This is a genomic window from Okeania sp. SIO3B5 (assembly GCF_010692555.1).
Classification (GTDB): Bacteria; Cyanobacteriota; Cyanobacteriia; order Cyanobacteriales; family Microcoleaceae; genus Okeania.
In genome coordinates, this window is the sequence record NZ_JAAHHG010000316.1 from 1 (window position 1) to 11732 (window position 11732).

General features: G+C 36.5%; 7 protein-coding genes and 2 pseudogenes. 5 read left to right on the forward strand and 4 right to left on the reverse strand.

Annotated elements, in window-relative coordinates; genetic code table 11:
* The coding region (locus F6K54_RS29860) for a BMP family protein (protein WP_293085946.1) at nucleotides 1–642 on the forward strand (642 nt) is incomplete at its 5' end.
* 1593 nt (nucleotides 643–2235) lie between these two features.
* On the opposite strand, the pseudogene F6K54_RS29865 reads toward F6K54_RS29860, so the two are convergent.
* A pseudogene (locus tag F6K54_RS29865) lies at nucleotides 2236–2610 on the reverse strand (RloB family protein); the annotation flags it as partial.
* Between the two features lie 18 nt (nucleotides 2611–2628).
* Complete coding sequence (locus tag F6K54_RS29870) at nucleotides 2629–2877, reverse strand: hypothetical protein (protein WP_293085949.1); 249 nt, start codon at nucleotides 2875–2877, stop codon at nucleotides 2629–2631.
* 958 nt (nucleotides 2878–3835) lie between these two features.
* On the opposite strand from F6K54_RS29870, the gene lepB reads away from it, so the two are divergent.
* Nucleotides 3836–4438: a signal peptidase I gene (gene lepB / locus F6K54_RS29875; protein WP_293085952.1), complete on the forward strand. Its 603-nt coding sequence runs from the start codon at nucleotides 3836–3838 to the stop codon at nucleotides 4436–4438.
* 494 nt (nucleotides 4439–4932) lie between these two features.
* Here lepB and F6K54_RS29880 read toward each other — a convergent pair whose 3' ends face one another.
* Both F6K54_RS29880 and F6K54_RS29885 read right to left on the reverse strand, forming a co-directional pair.
* Nucleotides 4933–5250, reverse strand: a complete 318-nt coding sequence (locus F6K54_RS29880) for a hypothetical protein (protein WP_293085954.1) — start codon at nucleotides 5248–5250, stop codon at nucleotides 4933–4935.
* 542 nt (nucleotides 5251–5792) lie between these two features.
* A complete protein-coding gene (locus F6K54_RS29885) occupies nucleotides 5793–6932 on the reverse strand; it encodes a peptidylprolyl isomerase (RefSeq protein WP_293085957.1) in 1140 nt (379 codons plus the stop codon).
* A gap of 138 nt (nucleotides 6933–7070) precedes the next feature.
* Here F6K54_RS29885 and F6K54_RS29890 point away from each other — a divergent pair.
* From F6K54_RS29890 to accB, 3 genes and pseudogenes are all read left to right on the forward strand, one after another.
* Nucleotides 7071–8285 (forward strand): annotated as a pseudogene (locus F6K54_RS29890) (RNA-guided endonuclease InsQ/TnpB family protein).
* 703 nt (nucleotides 8286–8988) lie between these two features.
* Entirely contained in the window at nucleotides 8989–9546 is a 558-nt protein-coding gene (gene efp, locus F6K54_RS29895) for an elongation factor P (RefSeq protein WP_293085959.1), read from the forward strand.
* A gap of 524 nt (nucleotides 9547–10070) precedes the next feature.
* Nucleotides 10071–10568: an acetyl-CoA carboxylase biotin carboxyl carrier protein gene (gene accB / locus F6K54_RS29900; RefSeq protein WP_293085962.1), complete on the forward strand. Its 498-nt coding sequence runs from the start codon at nucleotides 10071–10073 to the stop codon at nucleotides 10566–10568.
* Nucleotides 10569–11732: the final 1164 nt, after the last annotated feature.

An 11732-nucleotide genomic window follows, 5' to 3' on the forward strand; every position in this document is an offset into this window, starting at 1 on the left:
AAAGTTGCTTATCTTACAGGTTTATCTTTTAAAGGAACTAACTTACAAGGTCAGGCATTTGAGTTAGGTGCTAAGTCAGTAAATTCCAGTGTTGAAGTTGTAATTAGTTACACTGGAGATTTTAATGATATTGCTAAAGGAAAAGAAGCAGCTTTGGCTTTAATTTCTACTGGGGTTGATGTGATTTATCACTTATTAGATAATGCTGCTCCAGCAGTTCTAAAAACGGCACAAGAAAAAGGAATTTATGCGGTGGGTAATACAACTGACCAGCTTGATGTTGCACCAAAAGCAGTGCTTACCAGTGCAGTACAGGATGTTGGAGGAGCGATCGCTTATATTGCTAATCTTGTTAAAAATAATCAAGTTAATGGAGAAAAATATATTTTAGGAATTGAAAATCCAGATATTACTAAGTTAGGTCGTTTTAATGATGTTTTGCCAGAGGAAGTTAAGCAAAAAGTGGAAGAAGTTCAGCAACAAATGTTGGCTGGAAAACTGAAGTTTGAGGATTGTACAGAAGGTGGTCGAGATAAAGTTTGCGTTAAAAAATTAAGGAAGAAGAAAGAAGGAAGAAGGAAGAAGGAAGAAAGAAGAAGGAAGAAGGAAGAAGGAAGAAGGAAGAAGGAAGAAGGGGTTTAGCGATCTAGGAGAGAAGGAAAAATCTGGCGTTGTCTGAGTTTTAAGCTGTTAATATGTCCGGGCCCTTTCTTTCGACTACTATAATTTAAAGTTAGAAGGTAGAAGGGAAGAGATTTTTGAATAATTAATAATACGGGTGATGTATTGGGGAAAATATCTAGTTCCTCTCTCTATTGCGAATGTCGCAATAGTCGTTTCATTTTGTGAAGCACCGTAATTTGAGGTCTGTGGTGGAGAAAATATCTAGCTCCCCTCTATTGCCACATCCGCAATAGTCAAATCATTTTGTGAAGCGCATAACTTGAGAGTGTGTCGTAGGGAAATATCTATTCCCCCTCTCTATTGCCACATCCGCAATAGTCAAATCATTTTGTGAAGCGCATAACTTGAGAGTGTGTCGTAGGAAAAATATCTATTCCCCCTCTCTATTGCCACATCCGCAATAGTCAAATCATTTTGTGAAGCGCATAACTTGAGAGTGTGTCGTAGGAAAAATATCTACCTCCCCTCTTTATTGCCACATCCGCAATAGTCAAATCATTTTGTGAAGCGCATAACTTGAGAGTGTGTCATAGGGAAAATATCTACCTCCCCTCTTTATTGCCACATCCGCAATAGTCAAATCATTTTGTGAAGCGCATAACTTGAGAGTGTGTAGTAGGGAAATATCTACTCCCTCTCTATTGCCACATCCGCAATAGTCAAATCATTTTGTGAAGCGCATAACTTGAGAGTGTGTAGTAGGGAAAATATCTACCTCCCCTCTTTATTGCCACATCCGCAATAGTCAAATCATTTTGTGAAGCGCATAACTTGAGAGTGTGTAGTAGGGAAAATATCTACCTCCCCTCTTTATTGCCACATCCGCAATAGTCAAATCATTTTGTGAAGCGCATAACTTGAGAGTGTGTAATAGGGAAATATCTACCTCCCTTCTTTATTGCCACATCCGCAATAGTCAAATCATTTTGTGAAGCGCATAACTTGAGAGTGTGTAATAGGAAAATATCTACTCCCTCTCTATTGCCACATCCGCAATAGTCAAATCATTTTGTAAAGCGCATAACTTGAGAGTGTGTAATAGGGAAATATCTATTCCCCCTCTTTAGTTGCGAATATGGCAATAGTCAAATCACATAACTTGAGAGTGTGTAATAGGGAAATATCTATTCCCCCTCTCTATTGCCATATCCGCAATAGTCAAATCATTTTGTGAAGCGCATAACTTGAGAGTGTGTAGTAGAGAAAATATCTATTCCCCCTCTCTATTGCCACATCCGCAATAGTCAAATCATTTTGTGAAGCGCATAACTTGAGAGTGTGTAGTAGAGAAAATATCTACCTCCCCTCTCTATTGCCACATCCGCAATAGTCAAATCATTTTGTGAAGCGCATAACTTGAGAGTGTGTAGTAGAGAAAATATCTACCTCCCCTCTCTATTGCCACATCCGCAATAGTCAAATCATTTTGTGAAGCGCATAACTTGAGAGTGTGTCGTAGGAAAAATATCTACTTCCTCTCTCTAGTGCGGATGTGGCAATAGTCATTAGTCAAAACTGCTATAATTTTTGCCCAGGTGCTTACTTTCCCATCTATGGACGAACAAATCTATTAAGCTGTTTAACCAATAAATGTACAGTTGTGGAAGGATTATCATTAACAGGATTAGGTGGATTATATTGCTCTAATAACTTCTCAGCATTTTTAATTGCTTGAAGTTGCTTATTTTTCAATATTTCATACATTTCCTTACTATTTTTCTCATATTTTTTATTCAGCTTCTCAGTTAAAGCTTTTTTATAATCTTTGCGAGACATGGCGGTATCTCGATATTCAAAATGTAACAAATACCAAATTTCAAATGCTTCATTTGAATAAGCAACTTTAATATCATTACTTTTAGCATATTCTATAGCTTGATTAAAATTTTTTACCGGAAATGAATCACGGTCAAATACACACCATACTTGATTGTAATTACCGTCTTATTTCATAATCTTAAGAGCTTCTTTGACCAAACTAATTGTATTTTGACCTAATCCTTTCACATCAATCACATCTTTAGGGACGAGAAAACTCCGAAAATAATTGGGTTCCGTTTCTTTTCCCTCACAAACTATCAAAAAACGCTCAATAACTTCTCGTGTTACTACTGTTTCATTTCTTGAATAACGACTATATTTACTTTTCCCAGAATGTTGATAATTTCTCTTATATTCTTTTTTTTTAGCCATTTTTTTCAAATAATTCAGTGAAATTACCAAGAAAAGGTATAGCTCCATATTTACCATTAATATAATCACTTTCAAAAGTCGTATCATTCGGTACTTTGTATTCAACTAAAGAATATAAATCAGTCGCTCCCTGCTGATTTTTTTCTGTAAACCATATCTGGTCTCGTCTAAAAATTTTATTACTGAGTAAGTTAGTATCGTGAGTCGTAAAAATAAGTTGGGCGTTTTTAGGATTTTTTTTATTAGAGTTAAATAAATCAATAATTGCGCGAGTGATGAATAGTAATGGACTGTTTCATCCTAAATTTTGCAATAGTAAATTTTTAATAGATAACTTCTTCTAGTTGTAATAACAAATCTAAAGCACTATTTTAGCTGAAACAGTCTAGTAGGGAAAAATTATAGTCCGATAACAATTAGAAATCATTTATAAAAAATTTCAGGATATATCAAAACTCTGAAGCTTTTACCGAATAATTAATAATTAATAATTAAATAATGAAGGTTTAAAGCCTCCCTTTTTAAGGGAAAAAAGCGGTCTCCGGATGGCGTTTTGCTCCGCAACATATAAAGCGGAGCGGCTCTGATAAGAGCGGGTCTCGGAGCCATATCCAATCGACCAAGAGAAGAAATAATATCTCCTTATATTCAATCAAGAGCGGTTTTAACCAGAGGTAATTATCAATTATCCATTATCAATTAATGAACCCTATTCCCTGTTTCCTAAATTAAAAGATATTTTTACCGAGAAATTGTGGGTATGCGCCTTCCCTTTTAAGGGGATAAAAAAAGAAAAAATTCCTTATGTTAAGCCTCGTTATTGTAGGAGGTACTGATAACTGATAACTGAAATGACCCGCAACTGAAATAGGATTACTATATATATTTAGAATAGATAAATTATCATTTCCAGGAGTTTTGCTATAGTATAGAAATACTCAAGAAAAAAACCATAGAAATGACATCAGAAAAAGAATCCCTAAATGAACCAATAACAACTAACTCCATAACCCCCTGGTGGTTAAAAATATGGCAACAACAAAAAGAAAATATTAAAGTTTTGGCGATCGCTTTATCTTTATCTTTATTAGTCAGAATATTCATTGCAGAGCCAAGATATATACCTTCAGACTCAATGATACCTACCTTAGAAGTCGGCGATCGCCTAGTAGTGGAAAAAGTATCTTATTATTTTCATCCACCGGTAGCAGGGAATATTATTGTTTTTCAACCACCCCAACAGTTACAGCGCTATGGTTATGCTAAAAATCAAGCTTTTATCAAAAGAGTTATTGGCCTGCCAGGAGATACTATTAAAATTGAGAATGGTTTAGTTTATATAAATGACCAACCCCTGACTGAAAATTATATTGCTGAACCCCCTGAATATACTTTACCAATTTCAATCAAAGTTCCTGATAATCAATACTTTGTGATGGGAGATAACCGCAATAATAGTAATGACTCTCATGTTTGGGGTTTTTTGCCTAAGAAAAATATTATAGGTAGGGCTATATTTCGTTTTTGGCCTTATCCAAGATTTGGACCATTAATTAATTAGGGAGTAGGGATCAATAATTAATAATTAATAATTAATAATTAATAATTCTTTCCTTTATAAAGAAGAGGATTGACTAAAAGGAAAGTTGTTCTTTTTATCCGTTTAAAAGGGAAGGCTTTAAACCACAATTTTTCGGTGAATAGTCTTTCAATAATTAGGGTTTGCTGATTAAATATCAAAGCATTGACTGATATTGGTTGTAGCATTTTTTGGTCTCAAAAAGCTAGTATTTTTGGACAATTATGGCAGAAAAATTAAGGGACAATTTTTACTCTTACCTCCTCACTAATTCCCTTTTTTCCTGTCTCCTGTCTCCTGTCTCATACCCCAGCAAAAAGACTTTCCATACGCAAACCCTAATTATTAGGGTAATCTCTCTTTTTAGTCAAACAGACATAACAAATGAAAATCTTTTAATCACTCAAATTCTTTTTAAAATTCTTTGTTTCACACTTGCGATAAAACCTCAAAAATAACACCTCGAAGCTAATTCCTTACCATTGTTGTTTATCTAAAACAGAAGGTAAACTTAGTTTAGGAAATCTGTAGAACGTATCTCCTTGTTCATCAACTTCTAAAGTTGCAGTAAAAACTTGTACTTGACCTTCTAGATATTTCTGAGCTATTTGAGCATCAACTTTAGCAGCTGCAGCTAATTGAATCAAAGAAATTTTACCATTTTGCAATTCTAGTAATTTGTAAAAAGCATCATCTAAAATACGCTGTTGTTGTCTATCATTAGATATATTAACAATAAATGCACCTAATATAACCCCTAATCCTGTGAGTATTACGAATTCGATAATAGCCATTCGATCAAAAATAGAAAAATAGTAAAAAAGTAAAAAGTAATAAATCAGAATAAAAAATAAAACTATGGATATATAGTAAAACTCTTTTTGCCTATTAAGCTTGTTAACCCTAATGCTATAAAATAAATGAATATTTATTTTATTTACCCTAGTTATCCTAAATTTTTCCTATTTTTATCCCACATTCCGCACGTCAACTTGTAACATCAAAAGTAGTATACAATTTCTATTATTTGTAAATATTTATACTGTACAAATTACTTCTCAAAAGTCAAATTCTCAGTTAAATATTAAGCATAAATACTTGCTATACATGATTAGTCAATCACGGCAGCTATGATTTTCTTCTAAAATTCTGTCTCCAGTATAGCTGTCTCCTGACTCCTTCTTCGGTTGCTACGTTTTGTCGTGCGGAATGTAGGTTTTATAGCTAGAATTTTTCATTAGAGTAATTGGCAACTTAATCTTAAAATTTCAAGATGATTTTAGTAGCTAAATTATCCAATTACTCTAAATTTTAGGATAAATTTTACCTAATTATTTTAAGCTTCAGGTTCGACAAGATTTTCTAATCCAGCAACTACCTTAGCAGAAATAATTTTGTCTCCTTTAGCTAATTTTTCCAAAACCTTTTTCCCTTCCACCACATAACCAAAAACCGTATAACGACCATCCAGTAAATTTACTCCTGCAGGGGTTAATTCTGGTTGGAATAAGAAAAAGAAAAATTGAGAAGAACCACCATCATTTTCAGATTCAGGACGAGCCATTGCCACCGTACCATAAGCAGAAAAAGGCAGAACAGGTTGTTCCCGAAAACGACCAATTTCTTCTAAAGTAAAACTATATATTGGTTCCTCATCTCCCTTGACCAAAATTTCCAGTGGGATATTACGGTACTCACCACTATCAGGGTCAATAAAACCAACTTCTGGGCCAGGAGGGTCTCCAGTTTGCAAAACATAAGACTGTTCTGAGCGAATAAACTCTAGACCATCGTAAAAACCCCTCTGAACTAAATCTACAAAATTGCCAGCAGTAATAGGGGCACTATAACCATCAACAACCAAAGTCAAAGAACCCTTTTCCGTTTCCATCTCAATAGTAGCGCGACCTTTCAGTTGAGGTAAATTAGCAAACTCTGAAGAAACCTCAAACGGAAATCCTTCTAGCATCAACTCTTCAAGCTGACCCACTAATGCCAGTAGTTCTGCCCGTTGCTTCAATACTTGTTCCCCATCTTTAGCTTCAGCAACTTCTCGAATATTAATAATGCCCTGATTGAGTTGCTCAATTATGGCCTCTGCCTCAGATTGTTTCGACTCAGAAACACTAGCTAATAACTTAGACTTACTAATATTAATAACCCTTGATGCAGCAGCAATATCACTACTAACAGAGGACCAACGTTTTCCTCGCAGTCTATTAGCAATATCTTCCAGACTGCTTTGTATTTTACGCACTGGTTCATTGTCTATCGGTAGAGCATACCTTAATAATGCCTGACCATCGGTAATCGGATCGCCTTGGGGCAAACGACTTTCACGAGTTGTTGTGCCACCACCAAAGTCCCACCAAGCAGCACTAAGACCAACAGACAAAGTGAAAAGTAACAGTGCTAGGATGCCAGTTTTAAGCAAGCGTTTACAAGTGTTAATTACGGAATTGTGTAGATTTAGCATATTTATCAATTTTTATCAAAACGTTAGCTTTTATACCCGCACCATAGCTACCCTATGGTTTCCTATGGGAATGCTAATCAATGTTGATATTTACACAGAATATGTTAGAATGTAAACGTAAGAATTAGCAAGCAGTAAATGGTTGAAAAAGCTTACAAGTTTAGGTTCTATCCTACTCCAGAACAGGAAAACCTGTTAAGGAGGACTTTAGGCTGTGTTCGACTGATCTACAACAGAGCTTTAGCTGCCAGAACTCAAGCCTGGTATGAACACAAGGAAAGAGTAAGCTACAAGCAAACTTCAGCTATGCTGACGAATTGGAAAAAGCAGGAAGATTTAGATTTCCTCAAAGAAGTCAGCAGTGTCCCATTACAGCAAGGCTTGAGACATCTACAAACTTCTTTCACTAACTTCTTTAGTGGACGGGCTCTTTATCCTAACTTTAAGAAAAAGCGCGCCGGGTGGTAGTGCTGAATTTACTAGGTCTGCATTTAAGTGGAAAGATGGTCAAGTCTATCTAGCGATCGGGTGTTGAACCATTACCTATCAGATGGAGTAGGCAATTACCACCAGGTTGTACGCCTAGTACAATTACCGTAAAACTTAGCCCCAGTGGTAGGTGGTCTGTATCTTTGAGAGTTAATGACATCAGAGATTTGAGCCTCAAGCCAACTCAGAAACAAGTAGGGATAGACTTAGGTATTACCAGCCTCTTAACTACCAGTGATGGGGAAAAATTTGCTAACCCTAAAAATTTCAACAAGTTACACAAAAAACTCCGGTTAGCCCAGAAGTCACTCTCGCGTAAGACTAAAGGCTCAAATAACTATCAAAAAGCTAGACTTAAAGTAGCTAAGATACATACAAAGATTAAAGACTCAAGACTTGACTACACCCATAAGCTAACTACTCAACTAATCAGAGAAAACCAAAGGATAGTAGTTGAGGATTTAGCAGTAAAAAACATGGTCAAGAATCATAACCCACCCCCATCCCCTCCCGGGAGGGGAGCAAGAGGGGTGGGTAGTGATGCTAACTGGTCCGAATTAGTCAGACAGTTAGAATACAAGGCTGAATGGTATGGACGAGAATTAGTCAAAATTGATCGATATTTCCCTAGTTCTAAACGTTGCTCTAATTGTGGTCATGTAGTAGAGAAATTGCCTCTAAATATCAGAGAGTGGGATTGTCCAGAGTGTAGCAGTCACCACGATCGAGATATCAATGCAAGTATAAACATTTTGGCTGCCGGGCAGGCAGTGTCAGTCTGTGGAGCACGCTTTTAGACCCGAAGGGAGTAAATCCCGGAAGGCAGGTGCATTGAAGCAGAAAGCCCTAACCTGTGATGGTTAGGAATCCCGCGCTCTCCTGTAAGGGAGCGTAGGGAGGATGTCAATCCCTTACTAATATTACATGGCTGTCCACAGTCTTAAACAAGTCAGAAGTTTTTTGGGACTTGCAGTTTACTAATATACTAATCAGGTTTTGCCATATTAGTATCGTTTGTGTAAATACGGCTAGCCGATTAAATTTAAAAGTCTTGACAGATAAAGGCTTTAGCATTTTTGGAATTGAAAAAAGTACCAGGTTTTCGGTGTAAAAAGCTCAAAAAGTTAGCATTTTGGGCAGACAAAAGCAGAGAAATCAAGGGACAAATATATCCGACTATCTCCTCTATAATTCCTTGTTCCTCCTAACTACTCTCTACTACCTTACTCCTTAACAAGATTTTTTAATAATCCCTAAATAATTCTGTGTATGTACTTAACAGGAATTTTGAGCAACCTTCCAAAAACGTTTCCCTAATCAAGGAAGGGTTGGACAACCCAATTATTTTGATAAGATTTTTAGGGACAAAAATTAGGTGATTATGAATGAGTTGGTAAAAATTTCTTTCTACTCCCACAATATTCAACCATTATTTCAACTCCCGAATCTTTGCTCCTAACGAATAAACTCCTTCAAATATTTATAGAGAGTATAGAGAGTATTGTACGATGTCTAATGTTAAGTTCTAATCTGATAATTTAATTAAAAACCGCAATAACGTTGTTATATGATTTCTAGTAATGATTTTCGCCCCGGTGTGACTATTGAATTAGATGGTTCCGTTTGGCGGGTAGTAGAATTTCTGCACGTTAAACCAGGTAAAGGTTCTGCTTTTGTCCGAACAAAGCTCAAAAATTCACAAACTGGTAGTGTAGTGGAACGAACATTTAGAGCTGGAGAAACAGTACCTCAAGCTACTTTGGACAAGAGAGAAATGCAGCACACCTATAAAGATGCTGACCAATTTGTGTTTATGGATATGGAAACTTTTGAAGAGGCCAGTTTAAGTTCAGAGCAAATTGGTGAGGGTGTTAAGTATCTAAGCGAAGGTATGGAGGTTAATGTTATTAAGTGGGGCGAACAAATAATAGAAGTGGAACTACCCAAATCAGTAGTTTTAGAAGTAACTGAAACTGACCCTGGTGTTAAAGGAGATACTGCTACTGGTGGTAGTAAACCTGCTATTGTCGAAACAGGTGCTCAAATTATGGTTCCTTTATTTATATCTAAGGGAGAACGAATTAAGATAGATACTCGAAATGATTCTTACTTGGGTAGAGAGTAATAGCAGAAAACTAGATTTATTAGTATAAGTCAAGTTATACATTGATTGTGTAATTTTGAGGTCTGTTTACGGGGGTTAATAAATGTGCGGAACTATCTCGCACAAAGCCCCTTTAGCAGATTCTAATACCATTTCTCAAAAACTTTTCAACCCACATTCCGCAAACCATAAATATAGCAAAGTTTTTGATAATTGATATTAAGATGTAATTAAAATAGGGAGAAAAGAGAAGAAATAATAATTCCTGTAATTACAATTTATTTTAATTTTGGTTGTATTAATAAGTCTAATTCAGTATCCCTAGCAGCCAATAATGCTCCTATTTTTCATCTAAAATCCTACATTTTTTATTAATAAAAAGTATTAATTCTGCTCAAATTTAAATCTCAAGTTAACTTCTGTAAGTAAAAAAAATTATGGCTTTAAAATTCACACTTCTACATCTATACTAAAACAGTAATAAACTCTTCTTTTTATACAAAATTAATTGAGTTTAATGGCGATTAAGTGAGGATATAAAAACAGTGCAATTAGATTTACATCAACTGCGAGAACTACTAACAGCAATAGACCAAACTAATATTTCGGAGTTGACTTTAAAAAGTGGAGATTTGGAATTAACAGTACGTAAAGGAACTCCACTTAGCGATCGCCTCCCATTACCTTCTTCTGATCAGACTGATGCTTCCGAATTTGTTTCTCCTGGTGCTGCCCCATTAGACACAACAGCGACCAAAACTGTTACTATGACTCCAGGAACACCTCCTACAGTCTCTAGCAAATTTGAAGAAATTTTATCTCCAGTTGTGGGCACTTTTTACCGCGCTCCCGCTCCTGATGAACCATCATTTGTAGAAGTGGGTGATCGAGTTACTTCTGGTCAAATAGTTTGTATTATTGAAGCGATGAAAGTTATGAATGAGATTGAAGCAGAGGTATCTGGACAAATAGTGGAAATTTTAATCGAAAATGGAGAACCTGTAGAGTACAATCAACCTTTAATGTTAGTTGACCCTAACTAGGATTTGCGTATGGAAAGTCTTTTGGTGGGGGTAGGGGGTAGGTAGTAGGGAGTAATATCATGTCCGGTTGAATAATTAGACAATGGTTGTCCGAAGGCAGGAGGCAGGAGGCAGGAGGCAGAAGGTTTTCTTTCATTGTCACCTTAATTTTATACACGCTCCGATGCTACCGGACATGATATAAGGAGTAGTTAGGAGGTAGAATAAATGGGAATTACAGAGTCAGTGGCCAAAATAATAGTCAGAGTGATTTTTCGGCCGCGTGCTTCGTTGAAAATCCTCACTTTTTTAACCATTACTTGCTGAAAAGCTCATACTTTTTCCAGACATAAATTGCCTCAAACCAATATCAGTCAATACGCGTGATAATTAATTAGGGTTTGCTGATTAAATCTTAAATAATTAGGGTTTGCGCTCAAAAGTCTTTTTGTGGAGGTAGGGAGTAGGGACTCACCCCTCGCCCCTCCCCCTCCCAGGAGGGGAGTAGGGAGTAGTTAGGAGTTAAGAGAGATAGGAGTGAAAGAGGAGTTGGCCGGAAAAAGAGTAAGAGTGATTCTTCTATCATTCATAGTTAGCCAAAAATGCTCAACTTTTGAACCTCAGTAGCCTAAAAGTTCGCACATGCCTGATACCTAAAAACCCTAAAACCAATATCATTCAATGCTTCTATATTTAATCAGCAAGCCCTAATTACCAGATAAAGGTAAGTGCCTTTTTGGGTCTGAAATACCTTGGTTTTCAGCTATTAATGCTCAAAAATTTACCATTTTAGGCGCATCGTTGGGCAAAAAGAATTACTTTCCTACTCCCCTACTCCCCTACTCCCCCGCTCCCCTACTCCTTAAAAAAGACTTTTTCAGCAAGCCCTAATTACCAGATAAAGGTAAGTGCCTTTTTGGGTCTGAAATACCTTGGTTTTCAGCTGTTAATGCTCAAAAATTTACCATTTTAGGCGCATCGTTGGGCAAAAAGAATTACTTTCCTACTCCCCTACTCCCCTACTCCCCTACTCCCCTACTCCCCTACTCCCCTACTCCCCTACTCCCCTACTCCCCTACTCCCCCGCTCCCCTACTCCTTAAAAAAGACTTTTTCAGCAAGCCCTAATTACCAGATAAAGGTAAGTGCCTTTTTGGGTCTGAAATACCTTGGTTTTCAGCTGTTA